The 25376-nt window shown below is 59.4% G+C and carries 21 protein-coding genes; 7 read left to right on the top strand and 14 right to left on the bottom strand.

Going from position 1 to position 25376, the window contains the following annotated elements:
- The first annotated feature begins 285 nt into the window (after positions 1 to 285).
- Positions 286 to 1200 (top strand): LysR family transcriptional regulator, encoded by a 915-nt coding sequence (locus AAEZ03_RS07495; RefSeq protein WP_350577365.1) that lies wholly within the window; start codon positions 286 to 288, stop codon positions 1198 to 1200.
- Positions 1201 to 1314: 114 nt separating this feature from the next.
- On the opposite strand, the gene AAEZ03_RS07490 is transcribed toward AAEZ03_RS07495, so the two are convergent.
- The 7 genes from AAEZ03_RS07490 to AAEZ03_RS07460 all read right to left on the bottom strand — a co-directional run bounded on the left by AAEZ03_RS07490 (position 1315) and on the right by AAEZ03_RS07460 (position 10847).
- Positions 1315 to 3531 (bottom strand): TonB-dependent receptor, encoded by a 2217-nt coding sequence (locus tag AAEZ03_RS07490; RefSeq protein ID WP_350577362.1) that lies wholly within the window; start codon positions 3529 to 3531, stop codon positions 1315 to 1317.
- Positions 3532 to 3646: 115 nt separating this feature from the next.
- Positions 3647 to 4639, bottom strand: a complete 993-nt coding sequence (locus tag AAEZ03_RS07485) for a siderophore ABC transporter substrate-binding protein (RefSeq protein ID WP_350577359.1) — start codon at positions 4637 to 4639, stop codon at positions 3647 to 3649.
- A gap of 14 nt (positions 4640 to 4653) precedes the next feature.
- Positions 4654 to 5415: an iron ABC transporter ATP-binding protein gene (locus tag AAEZ03_RS07480; protein ID WP_350577356.1), complete on the bottom strand. Its 762-nt coding sequence runs from the start codon at positions 5413 to 5415 to the stop codon at positions 4654 to 4656.
- Positions 5412 to 6362: an iron chelate uptake ABC transporter family permease subunit gene (locus AAEZ03_RS07475; protein ID WP_350577353.1), complete on the bottom strand. Its 951-nt coding sequence runs from the start codon at positions 6360 to 6362 to the stop codon at positions 5412 to 5414. The genes AAEZ03_RS07480 and AAEZ03_RS07475 overlap by 4 nt, the downstream gene beginning before the upstream one ends.
- A complete protein-coding gene (locus tag AAEZ03_RS07470; protein ID WP_350577350.1) occupies positions 6359 to 7300 on the bottom strand; it encodes an ABC transporter permease in 942 nt (313 codons plus the stop codon). The genes AAEZ03_RS07475 and AAEZ03_RS07470 overlap by 4 nt, the downstream gene beginning before the upstream one ends.
- Entirely contained in the window at positions 7300 to 9066 is a 1767-nt protein-coding gene (locus tag AAEZ03_RS07465; protein WP_350577347.1) for an ABC transporter ATP-binding protein, read from the bottom strand. The genes AAEZ03_RS07470 and AAEZ03_RS07465 overlap by 1 nt, the downstream gene beginning before the upstream one ends.
- Entirely contained in the window at positions 9060 to 10847 is a 1788-nt protein-coding gene (locus AAEZ03_RS07460) for an ABC transporter ATP-binding protein (protein ID WP_350577344.1), read from the bottom strand. Before AAEZ03_RS07460 ends, AAEZ03_RS07465 begins: the two co-directional genes overlap by 7 nt.
- 190 nt (positions 10848 to 11037) lie before the next feature.
- Here AAEZ03_RS07460 and AAEZ03_RS07455 point away from each other — a divergent pair, with 190 nt between their 5' ends.
- A complete protein-coding gene (locus AAEZ03_RS07455) occupies positions 11038 to 11682 on the top strand; it encodes a TetR/AcrR family transcriptional regulator (protein ID WP_350577341.1) in 645 nt (214 codons plus the stop codon).
- On the opposite strand, the gene AAEZ03_RS07450 is transcribed toward AAEZ03_RS07455, so the two are convergent.
- Together AAEZ03_RS07450 and AAEZ03_RS07445 are read right to left on the bottom strand one after the other, a co-directional pair.
- Positions 11679 to 12143 carry a tautomerase family protein gene (locus AAEZ03_RS07450; RefSeq protein WP_350577338.1) on the bottom strand — a complete coding sequence of 155 codons (465 nt, stop codon included), beginning with the start codon at positions 12141 to 12143 and terminating at the stop codon, positions 11679 to 11681. The genes AAEZ03_RS07455 and AAEZ03_RS07450 overlap by 4 nt on opposite strands.
- A gap of 100 nt (positions 12144 to 12243) precedes the next feature.
- Entirely contained in the window at positions 12244 to 13434 is a 1191-nt protein-coding gene (locus tag AAEZ03_RS07445; protein WP_350577335.1) for an MFS transporter, read from the bottom strand.
- A gap of 99 nt (positions 13435 to 13533) precedes the next feature.
- Here AAEZ03_RS07445 and AAEZ03_RS07440 point away from each other — a divergent pair, with 99 nt between their 5' ends.
- The 5 genes from AAEZ03_RS07440 to AAEZ03_RS07420 all read left to right on the top strand — a co-directional run bounded on the left by AAEZ03_RS07440 (position 13534) and on the right by AAEZ03_RS07420 (position 19915).
- Positions 13534 to 14475, top strand: a complete 942-nt coding sequence (locus tag AAEZ03_RS07440; protein WP_350577333.1) for a LysR family transcriptional regulator — start codon at positions 13534 to 13536, stop codon at positions 14473 to 14475.
- A gap of 127 nt (positions 14476 to 14602) precedes the next feature.
- A complete protein-coding gene (locus AAEZ03_RS07435) occupies positions 14603 to 15112 on the top strand; it encodes a sigma-70 family RNA polymerase sigma factor (protein WP_278938138.1) in 510 nt (169 codons plus the stop codon).
- A 5-nt stretch (positions 15113 to 15117) separates the two neighbouring features.
- A complete protein-coding gene (locus AAEZ03_RS07430) occupies positions 15118 to 16107 on the top strand; it encodes a FecR domain-containing protein (RefSeq protein WP_278938137.1) in 990 nt (329 codons plus the stop codon).
- 118 nt (positions 16108 to 16225) lie between these two features.
- A complete protein-coding gene (locus AAEZ03_RS07425; RefSeq protein ID WP_350577329.1) occupies positions 16226 to 18685 on the top strand; it encodes a TonB-dependent siderophore receptor in 2460 nt (819 codons plus the stop codon).
- A 606-nt stretch (positions 18686 to 19291) separates the two neighbouring features.
- Positions 19292 to 19915, top strand: coding sequence for a glutathione S-transferase family protein (locus AAEZ03_RS07420; protein WP_123749274.1), 624 nt, complete (start codon positions 19292 to 19294; stop codon positions 19913 to 19915).
- 117 nt (positions 19916 to 20032) lie between these two features.
- Here the strand turns inward: AAEZ03_RS07420 and AAEZ03_RS07415 are convergent, their stop codons facing one another.
- From AAEZ03_RS07415 to AAEZ03_RS07395, 5 genes are all read right to left on the bottom strand, one after another.
- Positions 20033 to 21460: an aldehyde dehydrogenase family protein gene (locus AAEZ03_RS07415; RefSeq protein WP_350577326.1), complete on the bottom strand. Its 1428-nt coding sequence runs from the start codon at positions 21458 to 21460 to the stop codon at positions 20033 to 20035.
- A 14-nt stretch (positions 21461 to 21474) separates the two neighbouring features.
- Complete coding sequence (locus tag AAEZ03_RS07410) at positions 21475 to 22974, bottom strand: CoA-acylating methylmalonate-semialdehyde dehydrogenase (RefSeq protein ID WP_350577323.1); 1500 nt, start codon at positions 22972 to 22974, stop codon at positions 21475 to 21477.
- Positions 22975 to 23026: 52 nt separating this feature from the next.
- Complete coding sequence (locus AAEZ03_RS07405; protein WP_278938132.1) at positions 23027 to 23386, bottom strand: RidA family protein; 360 nt, start codon at positions 23384 to 23386, stop codon at positions 23027 to 23029.
- A gap of 34 nt (positions 23387 to 23420) precedes the next feature.
- Positions 23421 to 24455, bottom strand: a complete 1035-nt coding sequence (locus AAEZ03_RS07400; protein WP_048371992.1) for a zinc-dependent alcohol dehydrogenase — start codon at positions 24453 to 24455, stop codon at positions 23421 to 23423.
- Positions 24456 to 24558: 103 nt separating this feature from the next.
- Complete coding sequence (locus AAEZ03_RS07395) at positions 24559 to 25350, bottom strand: IclR family transcriptional regulator (RefSeq protein WP_350577320.1); 792 nt, start codon at positions 25348 to 25350, stop codon at positions 24559 to 24561.
- Positions 25351 to 25376 lie beyond the last annotated feature (26 nt).

Raw genomic sequence — 25376 nt, 5'->3', positions numbered from 1 at the left:
AACCTCGCCTTATTAATCGCTAATACCACGGGACTTTATCCGGGCTTTGTGCGCAAGACTAACAGACAGCATTAATAGTCGACATGCCTGTCATTGATCCGGCGCGTTTTTTTAGCTGTCAAAAGCAGCGAATTGCACCGCAAAAACCCTTGAAATTACCGGCTATAAGCCTTTAAACCCGCCACCTCAATCCAAGAAAGCCAATCTACCGAGTGACGATTTATGAACTTTGCCAGTAAGATCCATTACCTGACTTTCCGTTGACCCTTCAGTGAATCCCGCCAGATGAACCGTAACGACTTGCGTCGCGTCGATCTGAACTTGCTGATCGTCTTCGAAACCCTGATGCATGAACGCAGTGTGACCCGTGCCGCCGAAAAGCTTTTTCTGGGGCAGCCGGCCATCAGTGCGGCCCTGTCACGCCTGCGCAATTTGTTTGACGACCCTTTGTTCGTGCGCACCGGCCGCAGCATGGAGCCCACAGCACGGGCGATAGAGATTTTCGCGCTGCTGTCACCAGCACTCGACTCCATCTCCACCGCCGTCAGCCGTGCTTCAGAATTCGACCCGGCCACCAGCACCTCGGTGTTTCGTATTGGCTTGTCGGATGACGTTGAATTTGCCCTGCTGCCGATGCTGCTCAAGCGCTTGCGCGCTGAAGCCCCGGGCATCGTCCTCGTGGTGCGGCGAGTCAACTACATCCTCATGCCACCGCTGTTGGCGTCGGGAGAGATATCGGTTGGCGTCAGCTACACCACCGACCTGCCCGCCAATGCCAAGCGCAAAGTCTTGCGCCGCAGCCGATCCAAGTTACTGCGTGCCGACAGCATGCCCGGCGCCATGAGCCTGGATGACTTTTGCGCGCGGCCCCACGCACTGGTCTCATTTGCCGGCGACTTGAGCGGCTATATCGACACCGAACTGGAAAAAATCGGGCGCAAGCGCCATGTGGTGCTCGCCGTGCCGCAGTTCAACGGTCTAAGCACATTGTTGGCGGGCACCGACATCGTCGCCATGGTCCCCGACTATACCGCCGAAGCCCTTACCGCCGCCGGCGGCGTACGTGCCGAAGCCCCGCCACTTGAAATCGAAAGCTTTGAATTGCACATGGCCTGGCGCGGGGCACAGGACAACGATCCAGGGGAACGGTGGTTGCGGTCGAGGATTCAGATGTTTTTTGGGGATCCGGAGAGTCTTTAAAGAATGACAACAACTGCGGTGAATATGCAGGAGTGAGATTACCTCGCGATCGTTTGATTCTCCCCCCAACCAAAATCTGGCGGCACCTGCCGCCAGACCTTTTCCCCTACTAGCTCAAAAATCCACCGAAGCCGAAAGCTCAACCGTCCGTGGCGCGCCAAGCCCCAGGCTGGACAGTAGTGGCGTCCCCCAATAGGCCTTGTTGGTGACGTTGGTCACGCTGCCGCGCAAGGTGATCGGGCGGCTGGCCAGGTGGGTGGTGTAGCGGGTACCAACCTCAAAGATGGTGTAGCCAGGGATCGATTGCGAGTTATCGGCATTGATGTATTGCTTGGACACTGAGGTTGCGTTGGCGGTGAGGGTCAGGCCGTCGATCACCGGGGTGTCCCACTCCACGCCCAGTTTGCCTTGTAATTTGGGCAAGCCGGTGGCCGTTTTGCCCTGGTTGATGCCGCCAGCAGTCTTGGTGAGTTTGGGATCAACATGGGCCACGCCGCCCATGAGCCGCACGTCGTTCAGCGGCGCGCCGAAGAAGCCCCATTCAATCCCGCGGTTGCGTTGCTCGCCGCCAAAGGAGAAGACGTTGGTGTCCGGGTCGGTATAACTGCTGGGGCGCTTGATTTCATAGAGGCTCAGGGTGTGGGTGAAGTCGCCAAGGTCTAGCTTGAGGCCGACTTCTTTTTGCTTGGATTTGTACGGCGCGAACACATCCCCGGCATTCGCAGCTGTCATCGGCGCGGTGGCGCCTTTGCTCAGGCCTTCTATGTAGTTGGCATACACGGAGATATTGTCGGTGAGCTTGACCAATAATGCCGCTGCGGGTGTGGTAGCGGCTTCGTCATAGCGGCCGGTTCGTGCGCCGGTGCTCACGCTGAAGGTATCGGTCAGGACTTGCTGACGACGTACCCCCAGGGTTAATTGCACCTGGTCTTCAAGCACCGATAAGGTGTCTGCCACGCCGTAACTGGTCAGGCGGGTTTCGCTGTGAGCAATGTACGGGAAGCTTTTATCCGCTGCCGGGCCCCACACCGGGTTGTAAATGTTTGTAATCCAGTCCGCTCCGGGCACCTGCCTGCGGCCGTAGTCCTTCTGGGTGTCGCCGTAGTGCGTGGCGTTGATCGACCATTGGTGCTTGATCGCCGCTGTCTGGAAGTTGCCTTTCAAGCCCGCTTCGCCTGAGGTTTTCTCCAGCTCCATTTTCAGTTGGCCCATGCTGGTCTTGAAGTCGCCCGCCTCGTTAAAGACCGTGGCCAACATGGTGCCGCTGTAAACGTAGCGGGTTTCGCTGGTGCCAAACGCCGCATAAGCCATCAGGTCGTCGGTCAGGTCGTACTCACCGCGCACGATGGCGCCGTGATCCTTGGTCTGCACATAGGCCCAGTCAGGGTTCAGCAAGGTATCGGACTTGGGTGGCTTGGGCACCGCAACGCCGGAGGCCAGGTTTATACCGCGGTTCTGCCCGCGAACACGGTCTTCACTCTCATACAGGTCAGCCGACAGACGCGCGCGCTCGCCTCGCCAGTCCAGACCGAGCGAGGTCAGTTCAGCTTTGAGCTTTTGATGATCCACTGCACCGTCGCCATCCCGGTACACCCCGTTAAAGCGCACGCCGAACTGCTGGTCTTCGCCAAAGCGTCGCCCCACGTCCAGGTGACCGCCAAACTGCGCATCGGACATATAGGTGCCGGTAAAGCGCGTTAACGGCTCGTTGCCTGCACGCTTGGGCACCAGATTGACGGCCCCCCCGACCGAACCTCCCGGCGGCATGCCGTTGAGCAGCGCAGACGGCCCTTTGAGCACTTCGATGCGCTCGTACATTTCCGGCGAAATCCGGTAGTAAGGGGCCACGCCATACAGCCCGCCGATGGTCACGTCGCTGATGTTGCTGGCAAAACCACGAATGGAGTAGTTCTCGCTGAAGGTGCCGGTCAAACCGTTACTGAAGACCGCTGGATCTGTAGCGGCAATCACTTGGGTGATGTTTTGTGCCTGGCGGTCAGCAATGTATTTTTCGGTGTAACTGACGGTGCTGAACGGCGTTTCCATAAAGTCTTTGTTGCCCAACAGGCCAACCCGGCTTCCATAGGCAACCTGCCCTCCCGCATAGCTGGGGGGCAATTCGGAAGGCAAGTCCATTTCACCCTCCACCCGCGTTTCAGGCAGTGTCGAGACGGCCTTTTCTTCGGTGTTTAAGGTGTCGGCATAGGCTGGCAAGCCGGCCACGGCCAAGGTCATGCCCAATAGCACGCGCTGTACGGCAGTGGCGGTGCGGCTCAAGGCAAAGTCTGCGCGAGGTTGCGCTATGCGGGTTGATAAGTGATTTTTACGCACGCTAAGGCTCCATTCAACTGGGAAGTTGCTGGTTGTTGTTTATCTAAATAAAAAGGGTGTTTTTAATGAGAATCGTTAGATGACCAATAAATGACTGGCCAAGGCCTGGAGCGGCTTAGCGCTGATAGCCTTTTTCAACGTCCTCAATCATGAATTTCAGCGAGGTCGGACTCGCGCCTGTCACATACCAGGCCTGGGCATCGGCAAAAATCACCTTGCCGTTCTTCCATGCTTTGGTCTGTTGCAGCAACGGGTTGCCCATGCTTTGGGCGTCCATCACCGGGCGACGCTCCATCACCGCCGTGCGGTCCACCACATAAATGATGTCGGGGTTGGCCTGCTGAATGAATTCGCTGGAAATCGGCTGACCATGCAGGCCCGCTTCGGCTGTCGCGCTGGCGGGTTTCACCCCTAGGGCATTGAAGATAAAGCCGTAGCGCGACTGCACGCCGAATGAACTGAAAGCGCCATTGTTGTGAAGCACCACCAGGGCTTTTTCGGGCCTTCCTTGCGTGAGATGCCTGACCTCTTCGACTTTGGCATCCAGCTCATCGACCTTCTCGCGGGCCAGCGCCTGCTTGTCGAAAATCTGCCCCAAGGTCAGCAAGTGATCCTTGATGACGTCGATATGCCGCGCTTCGCTGTCGCGGTAGTCGACATCGAAATGGACGGTCGGAGCCATTTCGCTCAGCTCTTTATAGTGATTGGCCTGCAACGAGGTGATGAGGATCAGGTCCGGCCTGGCCGCATAAACGCGCTCAAGATTGGGCTGCACAATAGCGCCGACGTCTTCGACACTCACGGCATCCTTGTAGCGGGCGAGAAAATGCGGAACAAAATCCTTAGGCATCCCCACCACCGGCACGCCGAGCTGTTCAAGAAAATCGACCTCATTCATGTCCAGGGCTACCACCCGTTGCGGGGCACGCTCAATCACCGTAGTGCCCAATTGATGCTGCACGCTGACCGGTGCATAAGCGCCCTGCCCCGCCTGCGCGGCAGGGCTGGCCTTGGTCGGTGTTGCCGGTTTGTCGTTGCAGCCCTGCACCGCAAAAGCTGCAGCTATCAACAGGGCCAACGGCCACAAACGCTGGGTGTGATGCGCCATGTTCAAGGTTCTCTTTATGGATTGAAGTAGTTGCACAAAAGCCCGCGCGGGCCCTGACTGATGTCGAAGTCCAGCCCGTACAGCTCGCTGAGCCGGTTTTCGGTAATCACCTGCTCAACGCTCCCGACGCACTGCACCGCCCCCGCCTTCATCGCCACGATGTGATCGGAATAGCTGGCAGCAAAGTTGATGTCATGCACCACCAAAATCACCGTACGGCCGAACTCATCGCAGAGTCGGCGCAGCGCGCGCATGATCTGCACGGCGTGCTTGATATCGAGGTTGTTGAGCGGTTCATCGAGCAACAGGTAGTCGGTCTGCTGGGCTATCGTCATCGCCAAAAAGGCCATTTGCCGCTGCCCGCCGCTGAGTTCGTCGAGGTAGGCGTGGCGTAGCGGTTGCAAAGACAGAAATTCGATTGCCTCGCCAATCAGCCGCCGGTCTTCGGCGGTCAACGCCCCACGGCTGAACGGAAAGCGCCCAAACGCGACCAACTCCTCCACCGTCAAGCGCAAGTTGAAGTCTGGCGACTGGCGCAACGTCGCCACCCGTTTGGCGTACTCATTGATTGGCAAGCCCGTAACCGGGCGGCCTTCGAGGCGTACTTCGCCACGGCCCGGCACCATCAGCCGCGCGATCATCATCAGCAACGTGGTCTTGCCAGCGCCGTTTGGGCCGATCAGAGAAGTCAGCCCGCCTGCCGGGAAACACGCATTAACGTTGTTCAGTACGGTCTTGGCGCCATAGGCCTTATGAATGTCATGGACAGTAATCATGGGGTTCCTCGGGTACGCACCATCAACACCAGGAAGTACCCGCCGCACACCAGATTGACGAGGATGCCGACAGTGGTCTTGTAGTTGAAAACATGCTCGACCAAGAGTTGGGCGGCGATAAACATACCGACGGCAATCGCGCTGCCCAGCGCCAGGGTGACCCGGTGCCTGAAGGTGCGGGCCAACGCGTACGTGATGTTTGCGACAAATACGCCCATAAACGCCGTGGGCCCGAGCAAGCTGGTGGAAATAGCCACCAGCGCCGCAATCAAGCCCAGGTGCAGGCGCACGTTGCGCCGGTAATCAACCCCCAGCGAAATAGCCTGATCGCGCCCAAGGGCGAGTACATCGAGGGTGGGTAAGGTCTTCAGGCCCACCAGGCATACGGCTGCAACCAGCGCCCCGGAGAACAGCAACTGATGAGGCTGTGCCCGATTGAAAGAAGCCTGGCTGAAGCCCTGCACCACAGAGAACTCACCGGGGCTGACCTTGAGCTGGACGAACTGGGTAAAGGTACTGATCACCATGGTCAGTACCAGGCCGACCAACAGCAGGAAATACACGTTGCTCTTGCCGTCCCGAAACAACCCGCGATGGATGCACCACGAATAGGCAAGCATCAGCAGCACGGACAGTAAAAAGTTACCGGAGACACCCAGCAGAACCGCGCTGTACGTCCCGAGAGACAACACCAGCAAGGCCTGCAAGAGCAGATACACCGCCTCATAGCCCATTATTGCGGGGGTCAATATGCGGTTGCCGGTCAGGGTCTGGAAGGTGATCGACGACCAGGCAATCGCCACCCCGCCGATCACCATGGCGGCGAGCCGGGCGAGCCGCTTGGGGATCACATAGTCAACGTCCAGGCCCGAGCGCAGGAACACAAACACCAGCGCCAACACAACGACCACACCCCACACGGCATATCGGGGCAGCACGCGGCTCATCGGTGCCTCCAGAGGATCAGCGCGAGGAACAACACCCCGCCTACGCTGCCCGCAGTCAAACCGATGGGCACTTCGAACGGGTAAATAATCAGGCGCCCAAGAATGTCGCAGACCAACAGCAAGCACGCGCCACCCAGTGCCACGATGGGCAGCGTGCGCGCCAGGTTGTCGCCATAACGCAGCGCGACCAGATTGGGGATGACCAGGCCGACAAAGGGGATCGCGCCGACCGTAATCACTGTGGCAGACACCGTGACTGCCACCAGCAGCAATCCCAGTACCACGGTTGCCGGGTAGTTGAGCCCCAGGCTGGTGGCCATGCCTTCGCCCATGCCCACCACGGTGAAACGGTGGGCATACAGGTAAGTCAGAGCAACAATCGGCAGGATCAAATAGATGATTTCGTAGCTGCCCTGCACCACCCGGGAAAAGTCCCCCAGTAACCAGCCCTGCATGCTTTGCATGATGTTATTGCGATAGGCATAAAACTCGGCAAAGGCGCTCAGTACGCCGCCATACATCAGGCCGATAACCGGGACCAACACCGTGCTTTTGAACTGGATGCGGCGAATCACCCACACAAAAATCAGGCCAGCAGCGAAACAAAACACCAGCGCAAACAGCATTCGTGCAGGCGCCCCCGCAGCGGGCGCCAGCGCCAATGACACGAGGATGCCGAGCTTGGCCGCATCCAGCCCGCCCGTGGTGCCCGGCTCGACGAATTTGTTACGCACAATATGTTGAAGAATCACCCCGCACACCGCCAGGCCAACCCCGGTTAGCACCAATGCGGCAAGACGCGGCAGGCGGCTGGCCGTGATCGTCAGCCAGGCATCGCCCGACGCCGACCACAACTGCGACCACTGCAACTGTCGCGCCCCAACCAACAGCGACGCCAGGCAGAGCAAGGCAAACAGCACAGCCCATCGTGCACGCATCAGGCTTGCTCGCCGTTCGTAGGCACAGCAATACGCCAGCCCTTGGCCGCCCGGCGTTGCTGCAAAAACTGCGCATAACAGCCGTTGCTGGCGCGCAATGCTGCCGGGGAACCTTGCTCAACCAATTGGCCCTTATCGAGCACCAGAATCTGGTCCGCCATGGCCACCGTCGACAGCTGGTGCGCGATCACTACCAGCGTGTGCCGACCGCGCAACCTGGCGAGTGTCTGGGCGATCACCTGTTGGTTCTCGGCATCCAGGGCGGCGGTGGCTTCATCGACCAGCAGGATGGGGGCGTTTTTGATCAGCGCCCGTGCAATCGCAATGCGTTGGCGCTCACCGCCCGACAATTGCGCACCACCCTCACCCACCGGCGTATCGATGCCCTGAGGCAAACGTTCGATCAGCTCGCTGACCCCGGCCTGCTGCGCCGCATCGAGAATCTCGGCCAGGCTGGCGGCAGGTCTGCCGATACGAATGTTGTCGGCAATACTGCCTTGAAACAGATAAGTGTCCTGAAAAATCTGACTGATCTGGCTGGCCAGTTGCGCGCTGGACATCTGCCGCACGTCCACCCCGCCAATCAGTACGCTGCCCTGGCTGACATCGAAAAAACGCGCGAGCAAACGCACCAGCGTTGTCTTGCCGGAGCCGGAAGCACCAATCAGTGCCGTCATGCTGCCCGGCGCAATGCGCAGGCTGACGCCGTGCAACACTTCCGGCTGGTCGGGTGCATAACGCATGCTGACCCCGCGCAACTCAATCGAAGCATCTGCCGGGGTCTGTGGCTGCTCGGGTTCAGGCAAGGGAGCAACGGCAAAAATACTTTGCACTTGCTCAAGCTGGCCGTAGGCACCACGCACGGTTTCGGCGTAGCTGGCCACGTCGAGCAGCGGATCGATGTAGCGGCTGGCCAACACCAGCGCGACCACAACAGCAATCACCGAGCCGGTGTCCTGGGCAATGCCCAGTTGTGCGTCGAGCCAGCCCACAGCCGCTATCAGCAATAGCGCAAAGATGGCCTGCACCACCCAGGCGTTGAGCACCACCGAGAGCGTGGACTGCAAGATCAGGCGCATGCCGGAGCGGCGCTGCCGGTCGATGGCGTGTTCCAGCAACTGCGTCCCACCGCCTTCGCCGTTAAAGGCGCGCAGCACCGACTGAGCCTGGGCAAACTCAACCATGCGCTGGCTGGCATCGGCAAAGTGCTGCTGGTAAGCCCGGCCGGAGTGTCGCCCGAGCCGCCCTGTTAACCGCAGCGCGAGCACCAGCAGCGGCAGCCCCAGCAGTGCAATCAGACCCAGCGGCCAGTGCAGCGCAAACAGCGCCGCGACCATCACCAGCGGCGTGACGGCGCCGGTGATGAGCGGCGTAAAGACATGCGCTGGCAATTGTGCAACCGACATCACGCCGTGGGTAATCACATGCCCGAGGCGACTGGTATTTTGCGCGGTGAACCAGCCCAGCGGCAGGCACGCGACATGATCACCGATACGTTGCCGGGCGCCCTGCAAGATCGCCACACCCACGGCAACGCCTGCCTTGTCTACCTGGCGTCGCCAGGCCCAACACACCACCACGCCCGCCAGCGTCAGACCAAGCCATAACCCGGCGCCCCGCACATCGTTGGCCAATAAATGCTGTAACACGGGGACCAGGGTGATAAGGCTCAGCCCGCTGAGCAGGCCATAGGCTACGGCCATGCACAGGTAGCGGCGCAAGACCGGCGCGTCATCGCCCAATAATTGAGTAAGGGGTTTTAGCATGACGGCACCGCCTGTTGTTCTGAATGCGTATAACCACCCTGCGCCCACAAGCGCGCATAGAGCCCCTTGCGTGCCAGCAGTTGCTGATGCGAGCCCTGTTCATGCACCGTGCCGTTGTCGAGCACGATGATCTGGTCGGCATGCATCACCGTGTCGAGGCGATGGGCAATCACCAGCAGCGTGCGGCCTGCGGCAAAGCGTGAAAGGGCTTCCTGGATCGCCACTTCGCTTTCGGCGTCGGCGGCGGCCGTGGCTTCGTCGAGCACCAACACGGGCGGATCAAGCAACACGGCGCGGGCGATGCTCAAGCGCTGCTGTTCGCCGCCAGAGAGCTGTGCGTCTTCGCCGATCACGGCGTCATAACCGCGAGGTAACGCAAGGATTCGCTCGTGGATATTGGCGGTTCGTGCCGCCGCCTCCACCTCTTGCCGGGTGGCCGACGGCCTGCCCAAGGCAATGTTGTTGTGCACGCTGGCGTGGATCAGGCGCACCTCCTGCAAGACAAAACCGATGTGCCGGTACAGGCTGGAGGACTCGATGTGGCGAATGTCCACACCGCCCAGCGTGATGCGCCCCTCGGTGGGGTCAAAGAAGCGCAGCAGCAGTCGCGCCAGTGTCGATTTGCCCGCACCGGAGTAACCGACAATGGCCGTGGTGGTGCCCGGTTTCAGCGTCAAGTTGACGTCTGCAAGCACACGGCGCTCAGCGTCATAGGCGTAACCCACACGCTCAAAGCGGATCTCGTTGCCGTTGGGCGATGCCTGTTCGCTTGGGTTTGGCTGCTCCAGCACCGGTGTATCCAGCAAGGTCTGCACACGCCGGGCGGCGCCAGTCGCGTGATTCAGGTCATGGGTGATGTAGTGCAACAACAGCAAGGGGCCGCAAAGCCCCGGAGCTACCAAGGCAAACGGCAGCACATCAAGAGGTTCCATCCAGCCCAGGCCAACGAATACGGTGCCAAAGACCAGCACCATGCCCAGTACCGTGACCGGCGCAATCAGCGCGTTGGCATTGGCCATCGGCGCCACCAGTGGCCGGGTGAAGCCGACAAAAGCCTCGGCGAAGGCATCAACCGCATCGCGGTAGCTGCGGGGAGCCCTGGCGCTGCCACTAAACGATTTGACCACGGCAATACCGTTGACGAATTCCACGACCGCGTTGTCAATGCGCCCCATGCCGGCCGCGAACGCCTGCATGTTCGCTTCACTGGCTTTCATGGCCCTGGCAAAAAACAGGAAAAACCCCGGAAGCGGGAGGAGCGAGACGATTGCCAGGCGCCAATCCAGCGCAAACAGGTAGATCAGCGCGATCAGAATGGCACCGCCTGCACGGCCCAGTGTTGTGTAGAAATGCGCCGTCAGGCTGTGCAGTGTATTGATGTCGTCCTGCATCGCCTGCTTGACCTCCCCCGAGGCCCGGCTGGTGAACCAGCCTAACGGCACGCGGCTCAGGCGTTGCGCAATCGCCACGCGCAAATGATGGGTGAGGCGGTTGTCAGCCAAATGCGCGAGCAGCTCAGAGGCGGCGATCAACAACAAACCTGCACACAAGCTTGCCAGCCCGACCGTCACGGCCCACCCCACCTGGTTTTGCGCCATGTCGGCTTCGCTCAGGGCAAGCCGGGCGATGTGTGCAATCACCGCCAGCGGCACCAGCGTCAACATCGCACCTAAAGCCGCAAGCACGGCGGCAATGATCAATCGCCCACGAACTGGCTTCAGTAGCTGGCTGATCGGGCCACGCACCTTTCGTTTGGCCGAGGCCGGGTCAGGAGTTTCCATGGAATTCAAACGTCCGGAATTTCAGGAGAGCTGGAAAGCTCGCGCTTTCCTTCGCAGGGATACAAGCGTCGTCAGGGCTCTGGAAACGCCACTGTAAACGCCAATCTTAATTAGTTGCATGACTATAAACTAATTTGCGAAATCCTGACAAGACGGCTACAAGACTGTCACCCACGTTCAAGGATCTGTTATGACCCCGCCACAATTGCCCGCAACCCGAGGGCGCCCTCGTACCATCACCCGGGAACGCATCGTCGAAGCAGGCATCAAGATCGGCTTGCCGAGCATTACCTTTGTCGGCGTTGCTGCGGCACTGGGCGTCAGCCATATGGCGCTTTATAAGCACGTGGCCAATCTCGAAGCGCTGAAGAGCATGGTCGCCGAAGAGATCTTCACCCGCTGGCAGATACCCCAGGCCGGGGCTGATCAATACAACGGGCTGAAGGACTACATGATGGTGTTTGCCACCTCGGTGCGGGTGTTCGTCAAGGCGCATCAGGGGCTGACGCCTTACGTCATCCGCAGGCTGGCGGCGACCCAACCAATGCTCGCCAAAATCGACGACCATCAGAGCCATATCGCCCAGGCCTATGGCCTTTCAAAAGAGCGCGCGCGCTGGCTGCTGGCGACCGTCGCGTTTCACGGTATCGCCGTGGCCGATACGGTGTATTCGGTGACCGGTCGGGAACCGTTGCTGGAGGCGGAACGCGCGGCAGAAGAAGCCGAGATGGAAGCCGAACTTGAACAAGGCATGCACGCGTTGATCGTCGGTGCACTGGTGCTGCTGGAGCAAGACGCTGAAAAAGAGGACGTAGCAAAACCGGCCATGCCCTAAAGCTGGCGGGCAAGCAGGTTGTGAAGCAACAGCGACTCGCCTGAGTCGCTGTGTGCATTGTTAATCAATCGCTCCGTCGGGGCGTATTGCATCTCGCCGTTACCAAAGGACCAGTCTTCGCGTTTAACATCGATCAAATTGATCCAGACGTCTTCCTTTCTCAGCCCGGTTTTCTCATGAATACCCTCGGCAATGGCTTTGTAAAAAGCCTTTTTTACCTCAACCGAGCGCCCGGCATTCCAGGTGATCTGGATGAACACAATGTTCGGCGTGTAACTGATCCCCAGATATCCCGCAGCCGGGTAGACCAACTCTTCCTTGGCATGCCGGTGAATGATCTGAAACTTGTCATGCTCAGGCACGTTAGCAACGTTGACCATCGCCTGGTAAACCACATCGCCAATGGCAGCGGCGGTTTGGGCAGAGGTATCTGATGAAAGATCAATTCTGACGAGAGGCATGGAACAGTCCTTTTTAGAAGGGAGGGCCTGGGGGAGTTAGCGCGTGGTTCTACGCTAGGCGCAACGACACATTGCAGCAAGCGCAGTGTTCTCGAAAAACTCAGGTTTCACTTGAGCGGCGGATAGATCCAGCCACACCGAGGATAAAAAGCGCCGGCAGTAACAACCCCAGCACCAGCCAGGGTATGGCTTGCGGCCCCCAGCCTGTCAGCAGAACTGCACCGATTACGCCACTGCCTGCAAACGCCAGATTAAAGACCGTCACCAGCATTGATTGAGCGATGTCAGCGCCCTCACCCGCCACCTCGGCCAACGCCGTTTGCAATAACGTCGGCGCTCCGCCAAAACTCAACCCCCACAGCACGAGGCAGCAATACAGTGCACTACCATTAAGACGCCCCACGCCCAAAGCAAGCGCTATCAGTGCAAAGGTGGTCAGGTTGATCAGAATCAAACGCTTGAGCCTGCCGTCGATTAAAACGCCGGTGCCCCACAGTCCAATCATTGCGGCAATCCCGAATGCCAGCAGGCCCCGATCGACCTGCACGGCCAATCCAACAGACGCCATAAACGCAGCGATGTACGTGTAAAGCGTGTAATGGGCCAGAATCCAGAGCATGACCACTACCAGCACAGGTCGTACACCGGGCGTTTGCAGCACGTTGCGCAACGGCAAACGCCCTGCAGAACGCAGCCCTGGATAATCAGGGATTTGCTGATGGATCCACAGCATTACCAGCAGACTAAGCCCTGAAAGCGCTGCAAATACCCAGCGCCAACCCACTAACACACCCAGCCAGGCTCCAAGCGGTACGCCCAAAGCGAAGGCTAAAGGTATGCCCAGCATCGCAAGCGCCATGGCGCGGCCTTGAAGCTCAGGCGCGACCATGCGTCTGGCGTAGCCTGCCAGCAGGCTCCAGGCCAGACCGGTTGCTATCCCGACAAAAAGGCGGGCAGCCAGGGTCAGGCAAAACCACGGCGAGAACGCGGTCACGGCATTGCCGACACAAAACACCCCTGCCGCCAGCATCAGCAATACGCGCCGGCGCCAACCTTGCAGCGCCAAGGTTAATGGAATAGCCGCCAGCCCTGAACCCAGCGCGCACAGGGTCACCAGTTGGCCAGCCCAGGCTTGCGACACACCAAACGCTGCGGCAATTTGCGGCAAAAGCCCGGCGGGTACGGTTTCATTGGCGGTGGCGATAAAGCTGGCCATGGTCAGCGCCAATAGCGCCGCCAACGGAAGGCGCTCTTGGGGTCTCGATAAAGAAGAAAGTGTTTCAGCGGTCATGGCCTGTGCTCAGTCGCGATAGAAGGCCTAAGTCTGCGCAATTGCCAGAGCCTTGATAATTGGCCTAGCATTTGACGAACCTTCAAATCCAGATTGAATATGGCCACTGACCGCTTGGGTGATATGCGTTTATTTGTCGAGGCGGCAGCGCTCGGCAGTTTGTCGGCTGCGGGTCGTAAACTGGGCTTGTCGCCCGCTGCGGCCAGCGCGCGACTGATCAAACTGGAGTCGGCGCTGCGCACCCGTTTGTTTGATCGCACCACGCGCCAGTTACGCCTGACCGAAGAAGGCCGCTTTTACTTACAACAATGCTGGGTCGCCTTGCGCGCTATTGACGAAGCCGAAGCCGGTCTTCAAGCCAGCGGTAAAGAAGTACGTGGCAAAGTGCGGATATCCGCCTCGGGCGATTTTGGCCGCAATCTGTTCAACGACTGGCTGCAAGACTTCAGCGCATTGCACCCGGAATTGAAAATCGCGCTGACCTTGTCTGATTCAGTGTCAAATCTGCTGCAGGACGATCTCGACCTAGCCATCCGTTTTGGCCAGCCCCAAGACAGCTCGCTAATCGCCCGCCAACTGGCTCCCAACTGGCGGGTACTGTGTGCGTCACCTGAATACCTGGCACGCCATGGTGAGCCTGAAACCCCTGCTGATCTCGCCAGGCACACGTTCATCGTCCTGGTCACGTCGGCCGGGCCGCTGAATACCTTCCACTTTGTGGTTGAAGGGCAGCCATGGGATCACGTCGTCCCCATGAGCGAAGCCTGGGAAACCAACGACGGTGCGCTGGCCAGGGAATGGGCATTGGCAGGTCACGGCATCGCCCGAAAAACCATTTGGGATGCCGCCATGGATATACGGACAGGCCGACTTAAAGTCGTGCTCCCTGACTTTTGCATCCGCGAAGCAGGCGTCTATGCCGTTTTACACAGTAACCGCTACCGAAGCCCCCGGGTGCGGGTATTGCTGGACTTCCTTATCGATCGTTTCAGTCGGGCAACCCATGATTTGTTGCTCGATACCAAGGATGCTGCGCACTAAACAGCGGGTTATTCACTCACCTGCCATCCCTGTGAACACACTGGGCCCGGTACTGGCAGATTGCATCCCTCCAGCGGCCACGCTAAAGTTGAGAATACTTATCAATCACTAACTGATTTTCATCATCATGACCAACCACCGCAGTTTCGAACAGGATGTCGAGCACCTCTACCTGCAACACAGTGGTTGGCTGAAGAACTGGTTGCGTAAACGCTTGCAGGAAAACGCCGATGCCGATGACCTGACGCAGGATACGTTTGTACGCATCATGCGGGCACAGCGCCCGGTCGATGACTTGCGCCAGCCCTTGGCCTATCTGGCGACGATTGCCAATAGCCTGCTGATCAATCGCTGGCGCCGTCAGGCGGTGGAGCGCGCTTACCTGCAAGCGTTGGCCGAGCAGCCACAAGCACTGCAAATGTCCCCGGAAGACAAATCCCTGCTGATTGAAACCCTGGTAGAGATCGATGAATTGCTCAACGGCATGTCGCCGTCCATGCGAGAAATTTTCTTGCTCTCGCAACTCGACGGCCTGACCTACAAACAGATCGGCAGCCAACTGGGAATGAGTGTCGATAAAGTCCAAAAGTCCATGAGCAAAGCATTCGCCATGTGCTACGCCAGCCAGTTCGAGTGAGTCGCGTGTCAGTACCTGAAAACCCGTCCACGCCTCTGCCCGAAGCCATCCGTGACCAGGCCCTGGCATGGTTTACCCTGGCGCAATCGGGCGAAATGAATTCGGCGCAAGCGTTGGCGCTCCAACAATGGCGCAATGCACATGTGCAACACGAGCAAGCATGGCAACGCTTCAACAGCATTCGCCAGCAGTTGCAGTGTCGTTCCAGCCAACTGGCCAATCCCTTGGCCCGGCAGACCTTAAAGAACACCCCTGCACAGGAACGCGACCGTCGCCAAGTGCTCAAGATACTGCTCGGTGCCGGGCTGCTGGGCGGCACTGTCTGGCAAGCCAGCGACAGCTTCTGGCTGCAAAGCACGCTTGCCGATTATCACACCGGCACCGGCGAACGCGACCACTACACCTTGGCCGACGGTACGCAGATCTGGCTTAACACGCGCACCCTGCTGGATGTGCACTACGACGCTCAGGTACGGCGTCTGACCTTGCGTCAGGGCGAAATAGATGTACTTACCGCCGCCGACCCTGGCGGGCGACCGCTGCTGGTCTATACCGCCGAGGCGCGCTTGCAACCGCTGGGTACGCGTTTCAGCGTGCGTCGCGAGGAGGATGGCCGCGGCACCCTGCTGGCGGTCAGTAGCGGCAAAGTGGCTGCCAGCCTGAAGAACAGTGGCGACTCACGTGTGGTGCAAGCCCACACCCAAGCCTGGATCAGCAGTAGCCAGGTGTATCCTGCACAACCCGCCAATCTCGCCGACACCGCCTGGATCGACGGATTTATTGTCGCCGAGCGCATGCGCCTGGGGGACTTCATACAGGAACTGTCGCGCCATGTGCCCGGCCTGTTGCGCTGCGATCCCGCTGTCGCGGACCTGCGGCTGACAGGGTCGTACCCGTTGCAAGACCCCGAACAGATCTTCTCAATGTTGGAGCAAAGTTTGCCGGTGACAGTGCAGCGTCGGACCCGTTATTGGACAACCCTCACCTCGCGCTGAGCACGCCTTCAAAATAAATCAAAAAAATCGGCAGGTTTTTGATTCTCATTTGGCTTATGGGCAAATCCCGCTGATTGCGATAGCGGGCAGCCCCCTCTCCTGACGTCGGAAACCCGCCATGAAAGACCGCTCTATCCCTCGACCGCCTCTACGTAAACGCAGCTGTGTTTCAGCCGTCAGCATGCTGCTGCTCGGCGGGCTGGTCGTTACCGAAGGCTTGCTGGTACCCCAGGTTCAGGCGCAGGCAGCGGATCGGCAGATTCAGTTTTCAGTCAATCCCGGCCCTCTGGATCAAGCGCTTGGCCAGTTTGGTCGGCAAGCCGCCATTGCCCTGTCGACCAATGCCAGCCTGACCGCAGGCAAAACCAGCCAGGGCCTTAAGGGTCAATACAGCGTGGCCGAGGGGCTGGCACACATACTGGCGGGCAGCGGTTACTCCGCCGTGCAGCAGGCCAATGGCGCCTATTTGCTGGTGCCGCAGGTCGCCGGTGCGCTGGAGCTTGGCGCCACCAGTATCAACGCTTCGGCATTGGGCAGCACCACAGAGAACACCGGCTCCTACGCCACCGGTGCCATGCAGACAGCGACCAAACTGTCGATGAGCCAGCGCGAGACCCCGCAAGCGGTCACCGTCATCACCCGCCAGCGCATGGACGACCAAGACATGCGCAACCTGGATGACGTGGTGCAAGCCACTCCGGGCTTGCGCATGGCGGCTGCACGTCCCGCCAACAGCGAATATTTTTCCAGGGGCTTTCCCATTACCAACCTGATGTTCGATGGCTTGCCCACCACCTACAATGCCGACTGGGTAGCCGCTGCAGACATGGCGCCGTACGACCGCGTAGAAATCGTGCGTGGCGCCACCGGCTTGATGCAAGGCGCGGGCAACCCGTCTGCCGCCATCAACATGGTGCGCAAACGCCCAACCCATGACTTTCAAGGCAGCATTAGCGCAGGGGCCGGAAGCTGGGACAACTACCGCTCCGAACTGGACCTCTCAGGCCCGTTGAACGACTCGGGCAGCCTGCGCGGGCGCTTTGTCGGCGCCTACCAGGACAAGGACGGTTTCCAGGACTATGCCGGACGTGAGCGCGGTGTGTTTTACGGCATCAGCGAGTTCGACCTGAACGACTCCACCACCCTGACAGTCGGGGCCTCGGATCAAAACGATAACAACAACATCAACTGGGGCGGCTTGCCGGTCAACCCGGACGGCAGCCACGTCAACTTCTCCCGCTCCAAGACCTTCGGTTACACCTGGAGCCATCAGGACATCGACAACAAGACCGTGTTTGCCGAGCTGGACCATCGCTTCGCCAATGACTGGCGCGGCCATGTTTCGGCCTCTAAAAACTGGTCGGACTTCAAGCTGACCGGCGCTGTGCTGGAGCATTACGCCACCTACCAACAGCGGGTCTTCAACCAGAAGCGCAACTACGACCAATCCACCTACGACGCCTATGTCAGCGGGCCTTTCAACCTGTTTGACCGCCAGCACGAACTGGTAATCGGTGCCAGCAAGCGCCAGCTGAAGACCTCCGGCAAGGGCGGAAATATGTTTATTCCGGTGGCCGACATCATCAACTTCGACCCCCACAGCGTGCCCAAACCCTATGTGCCCGACAGCTACAACCTGAGCGAAAATATCGACCAGGAAGGGCTCTATGTGACCACCCGCTGGAGTATCAGCGACCCGTTAAAAGTGATCCTCGGCGCTCGCCTTGACTGGTACGACACCACATCGATCTACGATCAGTTGAACGACGATTACTACACCAACAGCAATTACAAGGTCACGCGCAACCTGACCCGCTATGCCGGGGTGATCTATGAACTGGACGCCAACCACTCGGTCTACGCCAGCTACACCGACATCTTCATGCCGCAAAGCGAAGTGGCCAATGACAACTCCGTCATCAAGCCTATCGTTGGCAAGAACTACGAAATCGGGATCAAGGGCGAATACTTCAATGGTGCTTTGAACGCCAGCGCGGCCATCTTCCTGATTGATCAGGAGAACCGGGCGGCCTTGCTCGACAACCAGTCCCAATGCGCCCGCAGCGATGACGGCGTGTATTGCTACGAAGCCGCGGGTAAAGTCCGCAGCCAGGGCATTGACCTGGAGTTGATCGGCGCCTTGACCCCGGACTGGCAAATCGGCGCAGGCTACACCTTTGCCCAGGCCAAGTACCGCAAAGATGCTGACCACAACAAGGAAGGCCGACTGTTCGATACCGACGTGCCGCGCCACCTGTTCAAGCTCAATACGGTTTACACCCTGCCGGGTGAGCTCAACCAATGGCGCGTCGGGGCCAACCTGTATAGCCAGAGCAGCATTTTCAACAAAGGCAGCAACTCAACCTTCGGCCAATATCACATCGAGCAAAGAACCTATGCATTGGTTGGGCTGATGGCGGGCTACAAGGTGAACCAACACCTGGATACCCGCTTGAACATCAACAACCTGTTCGACAAAAAGTATTACCAGGGTATCGCCAGCAACAGCACCTGGAGCCCCTATGACGTTTACGGCGATCCGCGTAACTTCAGCATCGCGGCAAAATACAGCTTCTAAATACCGTGGGAATTGTTCCTTGGATCAACAGCCACAGGGTTGCCTGGTTCTTGTAGCCGTTGACGAGCCTTGCGAGGCTACGTCCGGCTGCGCAGCAGCCGTAGAGCCTGGAGGCAAAGATCAAAAGATCGCGAGACAAGCTCGCTCCTGCAGGACCTTTTAATCAATCACTTATTTTGTGTTTGATAGGAGTGGCCGCCCCGTCTACGACGCCGCGCTGTCGCGCAGCAAACAGGGCACTGTAGTCGCTGACGAGGTACGAAGGCTGCGATCGGCTGCGTGCAGCCGTGAAACCATCCACCTCGGTATTCTTGGGTACATATCCATTGCTGCGGCTTAGCAACTGCGCAACACCTGCGTTCGGCCAGCGTGGTTTAACGGGGCCTCTTAGACCAAGGTCACAAGCCAGATCAAGTTCAAAAGATCGCGAGACAAGCTCGCTCCTACAGGGCCTTAGGAATCAATCATTTATTTTATGTTTGAAAAGAGGGAACCCGGGTTTCGTATCAATCCCCCCCACCACAGTGATTGCGCTTGAAGCAATCGGGCCAATGTGGAATATACCGAAGTGTCGACACCAATAGCCTCCAACGAGAAGGGCCTGGAATGATACGCATAATGGGCAGGGCATCATCGATCAATGTACGCAAGGTACTCTGGGCCTGCGCCGAGATGGAAATACCCTTTGAACGGGAGGATTGGGGCGCTGGCTTCAAATCGACGCGCACCCCTGAGTTTTTGGCACTGAACCCCAATGCCATGGTGCCGGTCATTCAGGATGACGATTTCATTCTGTGGGAATCAAACTCGATCATTCGCTACCTGGCTGCCCGCTCCAACGCCAGCAACCTTTACCCCCACGAAGCTAAAGCCAAAGCCCGCGTGGACCAATGGATCGATTGGCAAGCGTCGGATCTCAACAAGTCGTGGAGTTATGCCTTTATGTCGCTGGTCAGGCATTCGCCAGAGCATCAGGACAGCCAGGCGCTGGCTGCCGCGTGCAATGACTGGTCCAGGCACATGGAGATTCTCAACCGTCAGCTTGCATCAACCGGGGCCTACGTTGCCGGCAACGAATTTTCCCTTGCAGACATTCCCATCGGCCTGTCGGTTAATCGTTGGTTCGAAACGCCGCTTGCACACCCGGATTTCCCGGCCGTCAGCGACTATTACGAACGTTTGAGTCAGCGACCGGGCTACCTCCTGCACGGAAGAAATGGCACGCCATGAACCATCAAGGCATGAATAGCATCAGTTCCTGTCCATGTATCAAGTGGCACCTTGATGTGGGAGCGGGCTTGCTCGCGATGCGGACAAGCCCGCTCCCATGGGGTTTAAGCCAAGTGCTTAGTTGCCCCAGCCCACCACGCCCTTGATTTCCAGGAAGTCGTGGATGCCCCAGCCCGCATATTCGCGGCCATTACCCGACTGTTTGTAGCCACCAAACGGCGCAAAAGTGTCCCAGTCCGGGTAGTTCAGGTACACAGAACCTGCACGCATGCGCCCGGCCACGGTGCGCGCGTGTTCTAGATGGGTGGATTGCACATAGGCGGCCAGGCCGTAAACGGTATCGTTGGCGATTTCGATGGCTTGCTCTTCGCTGTCGTAAGGCAGAATCGACAGCACCGGCCCGAATATCTCTTCGCGGGCGATGGTCATGCTCGGCTGTACGTTACCGAAAATTGTGGGACGCACGTAATAGCCCTTGTCCAACCCTTCCGGGCGGCCCAGGCCACCGGCCACCAGAGTGGCGCCCTCCTCGATCCCGGCCTGGATCAAACCCTGAATCTTGTCGAACTGCGCCGCGCTGATCACCGGGCCCAGGTTGGTGTTGGCATCACGCGGGCTGCCGGTGACCAGTTGCTGCGCTGTACGTTTGGCAATTTCCAACGCCCGGGCATGCTGCGCCGCCGGGACCAGCATGCGCGTCGGCGCGTCGCACGATTGCCCCGAGTTGGAGAAACAGCCCTGCACGCCCTTGGCAACAGCGACCTCAAAGTCAGCGTCTTCCAGGAGGATATTCGCCGACTTGCCGCCCAGTTCCTGAGCCACACGCTTGACCGTATCGGCTGCCGACTTGGCGACCATAATGCCTGCACGCGTAGAGCCGGTGAACGAAACCATGTCGACCTGCGGATGGCTGCTCATGGGTTGGCCGACATCCGGGCCGGTGCCATTGATCAGGTTGAAAGCCCCGGCCGGCACACCTGCTTCATGGAGGATTTCGGCAAAGATGATGCCGGTCAGCGGTGCGATTTCACTCGGTTTAAGCACCACGGTGCAACCCGCGGCAATGGCCGGCGCGACTTTGCAGACGATTTGGTTGAGCGGCCAGTTCCACGGCGTGATCAGCGCACACACGCCGATGGCTTCACGCACCACACGGGTAGTGCCGTGCTGTTCGCTGAACGTGAACGACTTCAGCGCGCTGATGGTCGATTCAAGGTGCGCACGACCGCTCCAGACCTGTGCGTCGCGGGCAAAATGCAACGGCGCGCCCATTTCCTGGCTGACGGCCTGGACCAGGTCGTCATAGCGCAGGTTGTAGACCCGCAAAATCTCTTCCAGCAGTGCCAGACGCTCACCAACGCTGGTCAGCGAAAACGCCGGGAAAGCCCTGCGGGCCGCTGCCACAGCTTTGTTCACATCCTCGGCATTGCCCACGGCGATCTTGATAAAGGCCTGTTCAGTTGAGGGATCAACCACCTCAAGCGTCTCTCCAGACTCGGCCTCAAGCCATTGACCCTCGATATAAAACTTCAGTGCATTGTTCATTGTGTTCACTCGGCTCAATGGTTACTGGGGAAGGCAAACTGCGCCGCCTCGTGGCTGGCACGGCGCGGCCAACGTTGGGTAATAGCTTTTTTCCGGGTGTAGAAACGCACCCCGTCCGGGCCATAGGCGTGCAGATCGCCAAACAGTGAGCGCTTCCAGCCGCCAAAGCTGTGGTAGCTCACTGGCACGGGCAGCGGGACGTTAACCCCGACCATGCCCACTTCGATTTCATCGCAGAACAACCGGGCCGCTTCACCGTCGCGGGTGAAGATGCACGTGCCGTTACCGTATTCGTGTTCATTGATCAGTTGCATGGCGGCTTCGAGGCTGCCCACGCGAACGATACACAATACCGGGCCGAAGATTTCATCGGTATAGATGCTCATCTGCGCGGTCACCCGGTCGAACAACGTACCGCCGACAAAGAAGCCGTTTTCGTGCCCTTGCACCTGCAAGTTACGGCCATCCACCACCAGCTCAGCACCTTGGGCAACGCCCGCATCAATGTAGCCCTTGACCTTGTCCCGCGCCGCAGCGGTGACCAACGGCCCCATGTCGAGGCCGCTGGAAGTGCCCGCCCCAATTTTCAGCCCACGGATTTGCGGCAGCAGTTTTGCTACCAGGGCATCGGCAACCGCGTCGCCCACACACACCGCCACCGACAGGGCCATGCAGCGTTCACCGCAAGAGCCATAGGCTGCGCCCATCAAGGCGCCGACGGTATTGTCCAGATCCGCGTCGGGCATCACCACGCAATGGTTTTTTGCCCCGCCCAATGCCTGTACACGTTTGCCGCGCTTGGTGCCCTCGCTGTAGATGTATTGCGCAATCGGCGTGGAACCGACAAAACTCAGGGCTTTGACATGCACAGACTCGATCAGGCCATCTACTGCTTCCTTGTCGCCATGCACCACGCTCAGCACGCCGTTGGGCAAACCCGCCTGAATCAGCAATTCAGCGATATACAAGGTCGAACTCGGGTCGCGTTCCGAGGGTTTGAGGATAAAGCAGTTACCGCAGACGATCGCCAACGGGTACATCCACAACGGCACCATGGCCGGAAAGTTGAACGGCGTAATGCCTGCCACCACCCCTAGCGGTTGCAGGTCGCTCCAGGCATCGATGCCGGGGCCAACATTGCGGCTGTAATCACCCTTCAGCAGTTGCGGCGCGCCACAGGCGAATTCGACGTTTTCAATCCCGCGTTTGAGTTCACCCGCTGCATCTTCAAGCGTTTTGCCGTGCTCTTCGCTGATCATCAGGGCAATCGCCGCTTCGTGTTCCTCAAGCAACTGTTTGAAGCGGTACATCACCTGCGCGCGCTTGGCCGGTGGCGTGTTGCGCCAGGCCGGAAACGCCGCCTTGGCGGCCTCAATGGCCTGCTGCAAAGTCGCTGCGTCAGCCAGAGCCACTTGCTTGCTCACCGCGCCCGTGGACGGGTTGTAAACGTCGGCGGTGCGGCCAGTGCCCTGAACCCGCACACCGTTGATCAAATGAGGAACGATACTGCCCATTACGACTCTCCCATGCCGGGCAAGCAGCCCTTGCCCGGCCGTATTAAATGGCTCAGGCCTTGACGGCTGCCTGCAAGGCGATTTCAACCAAAATGTTGTCGGCAGCCATATTGGCCTCGACGGTGGCGCGTGCCGGCAATGCATCCTGCGGAATCCACTCACGCCAGACCGCGTTCATGGCGGCAAAATCCTGCACGGCACGCTTGAGCCAGATCTGTGCGAACAGAATGTGTGACTTGTCCGACCCGGCTTCGGCGAGCAAGACGTCGATCCGCGCCAGAACCTGCGCGGTCTGCCCGGCGACGTCTTGGGTGCGGTCGGCCGGGACCTGACCGGTGATATAGACAATACCGTTGTGTACCAGCGCATGGCTGAGCAGGCCCGGATTGGGTTGCAGGCGAGTAATAGTCATGGTGCTAACTCCAGTTGAGAATTAAAGGTTCAGGTCAGGCGATTTTCAGGACCGTGCGCCCGACCAGTTGGCCCCGGCGCATGCGTTCAAAGATGTCGTTGATGTCTTCCAGGCGTTCAAGGCTGATCTGTGCCTTGACCTGGCCACGGGCGGCAAACGCCACCGCCTCGTTAAGGTCCTGGCGGGTGCCGATATTGGAGCCGGTGATCGACAGCTCCCAGCCGCTGATGCTGGAAATGGAAGCGCGAACCGTGTCGGCATCACCGCCAGGCAAGCCGATAAACACCGCTGTACCACCGGGGCGCAGCATCTTGATCGACTGCTCAAAAGCGGCATTGGCCGTGGCGGTCACCAATACCGCGTGCACGCCACCGGGGATCTGTTGCTTGAGGCTTGCCACCGGATTGTCGAGGGCATTGATCAAGCACTCGGCGCCATAACTGCGGGCCAGTTCGAGCTTGTCGGCCGACACATCAATGGCCGCGACGCGCAAGCCCATGGCGATGGCGTACTGCACAGCAACGTGGCCCAGGCCACCGATGCCCATGACGGCCACCCATTGCCCCGGCCGGGCCCGCGAGCGCATCAGGCCGCGATAAGTGGTGACACCCGCGCACAGAATTGGCGCCAGGGCGTACAGGTCGGCACCGGAGGGGATGCTGGCGACGAATGCCGCAGGGGCAATCATGTATTCGGCATAACCGCCCTGCTTGCTGTAGCCCGTGGATTCCCGCTGCTCACAGATGGTTTCCATGCCGCCCAGGCAAAACTCGCAGGTACCGCAGGCGCTGTACATCCAGGGCATGCCGACCGCTGTGCCGATGGCGGGCTCGGTTACGCCTGCGCCGTGGGCGGCGACATGGCCGGTGATTTCATGGCCCGGGATCAGCGGCAAGGTGGGCAAATCCGACCAGTCACCGTCCATGGCATGCAGGTCGCTGTGGCAGACGCCACAGGCGACGATGCGAATCAGGATTTCACCGGGCCCCGGGGTCGGGATTGTCACCTGTTCGATCCGCAGTGGCTCACCCACGGCGTGCAGTACGGCAGCCTTCATGGTTTGACTCATCGCTGTCTCCTTGTAGTTGGGCCCTGAGGCCGGGCAAAGCGGCACCTATACCGCGGGCCAGGCCCGCAGCAGTGCGTATCAGGTAAAAGGATTGCCCTGGGGGTTAGCCCGCCGGGCGCAAACTGCGTGTCGCGCTGGCGATGGACCGGGCGGTGTTAATCACTTTGGGTGCCAGCTGTTTTCGGGCGTCGTCCAGGTTCCAGCGGCTGAACGGCACCGAGATGTTCACGGCCCCCAGTGGGTAACCATCGGCATTGACCACCGCCGCGGCCACGCTGATATCTCCGGCGTAATACTCTTCGAGGGCGTAGGCGTAGCCGTCGTGACGGGCCTCGGCGACGATGGCGCGCAGTTGATCAAGGTCGGTGACAGTGTTGGGGGTGTAGCCCTTGCGTTCGGAGGCGACCAGGATCGCGTCAGCCTCGTGCTTCGGCAGCGCCGCCAGATAAGCCCGGCCTGCCGAGGTGCAGTACATGGGCAGGTGGCGACCCAGCGGGATGTGAATGGCAATCTGTTTGTGACTGGGAAAACGCGCCACATAGAGCATGTCCAGGCCGCAGGGTTCGAGCAGGTTGCAGCTCTCTTCGACATCGCGGTTCAGTTCATGCAGGTACGGGTTGGCGCGTTCGATCAGCTCACTGGTTTGCAGGTAACCGGTGCCCAGATCAAGGGATTTGGGGGCCAGGCGAAAGCGCTTGGTGACCGGATCCTTGTACAGATAGCCCAGCGCCTCAAGAGTGAACGCCGAACGCTGCACGGCGCTTTTGTTCAGCCCGGTCGCTTCTGCCAGTTCAATCAGGCTCATGCTGGGGCGCCCGGCGCGAAAGGCCGTCAGCAAAGACAGACCTTTGGACAAGGCGGTAATGAAGAGTGGCGAGTCTTCCAGAGAACTCATGGTTGTTTCCTTGTGTGCCGCGAGGC

The organism is Pseudomonas sp. HY2-MNA-CIBAN-0224, from assembly GCF_040310285.1.
GTDB lineage: Bacteria > Pseudomonadota > Gammaproteobacteria > Pseudomonadales > Pseudomonadaceae > Aquipseudomonas > Aquipseudomonas helleri.
This window is presented reverse-complemented; position numbering and strand designations above follow the sequence as displayed.

Excerpts from the sequence above, each read along its gene's own strand:
- AAEZ03_RS07495 (WP_350577365.1), top strand. The coding sequence starts at position 286 with ATGAACCGTAACGACTTGCGTCGCGTCGATCTGAACTTGCTGATCGTC.
- AAEZ03_RS07485 (WP_350577359.1), bottom strand. The coding sequence starts at position 4,639 with ATGGCGCATCACACCCAGCGTTTGTGGCCGTTGGCCCTGTTGATAGCT.
- AAEZ03_RS07480 (WP_350577356.1), bottom strand. The coding sequence starts at position 5,415 with ATGATTACTGTCCATGACATTCATAAGGCCTATGGCGCCAAGACCGTA.
- AAEZ03_RS07475 (WP_350577353.1), bottom strand. The coding sequence starts at position 6,362 with ATGAGCCGCGTGCTGCCCCGATATGCCGTGTGGGGTGTGGTCGTTGTG.
- AAEZ03_RS07470 (WP_350577350.1), bottom strand. The coding sequence starts at position 7,300 with ATGCGTGCACGATGGGCTGTGCTGTTTGCCTTGCTCTGCCTGGCGTCG.
- AAEZ03_RS07465 (WP_350577347.1), bottom strand. The coding sequence starts at position 9,066 with ATGCTAAAACCCCTTACTCAATTATTGGGCGATGACGCGCCGGTCTTG.
- AAEZ03_RS07460 (WP_350577344.1), bottom strand. The coding sequence starts at position 10,847 with ATGGAAACTCCTGACCCGGCCTCGGCCAAACGAAAGGTGCGTGGCCCG.
- AAEZ03_RS07455 (WP_350577341.1), top strand. The coding sequence starts at position 11,038 with ATGACCCCGCCACAATTGCCCGCAACCCGAGGGCGCCCTCGTACCATC.
- AAEZ03_RS07450 (WP_350577338.1), bottom strand. The coding sequence starts at position 12,143 with ATGCCTCTCGTCAGAATTGATCTTTCATCAGATACCTCTGCCCAAACC.
- AAEZ03_RS07445 (WP_350577335.1), bottom strand. The coding sequence starts at position 13,434 with ATGACCGCTGAAACACTTTCTTCTTTATCGAGACCCCAAGAGCGCCTT.
- AAEZ03_RS07440 (WP_350577333.1), top strand. The coding sequence starts at position 13,534 with ATGGCCACTGACCGCTTGGGTGATATGCGTTTATTTGTCGAGGCGGCA.
- AAEZ03_RS07435 (WP_278938138.1), top strand. The coding sequence starts at position 14,603 with ATGACCAACCACCGCAGTTTCGAACAGGATGTCGAGCACCTCTACCTG.
- AAEZ03_RS07425 (WP_350577329.1), top strand. The coding sequence starts at position 16,226 with ATGAAAGACCGCTCTATCCCTCGACCGCCTCTACGTAAACGCAGCTGT.
- AAEZ03_RS07420 (WP_123749274.1), top strand. The coding sequence starts at position 19,292 with ATGATACGCATAATGGGCAGGGCATCATCGATCAATGTACGCAAGGTA.
- AAEZ03_RS07415 (WP_350577326.1), bottom strand. The coding sequence starts at position 21,460 with ATGAACAATGCACTGAAGTTTTATATCGAGGGTCAATGGCTTGAGGCC.
- AAEZ03_RS07410 (WP_350577323.1), bottom strand. The coding sequence starts at position 22,974 with ATGGGCAGTATCGTTCCTCATTTGATCAACGGTGTGCGGGTTCAGGGC.
- AAEZ03_RS07405 (WP_278938132.1), bottom strand. The coding sequence starts at position 23,386 with ATGACTATTACTCGCCTGCAACCCAATCCGGGCCTGCTCAGCCATGCG.
- AAEZ03_RS07400 (WP_048371992.1), bottom strand. The coding sequence starts at position 24,455 with ATGAGTCAAACCATGAAGGCTGCCGTACTGCACGCCGTGGGTGAGCCA.
- AAEZ03_RS07395 (WP_350577320.1), bottom strand. The coding sequence starts at position 25,350 with ATGAGTTCTCTGGAAGACTCGCCACTCTTCATTACCGCCTTGTCCAAA.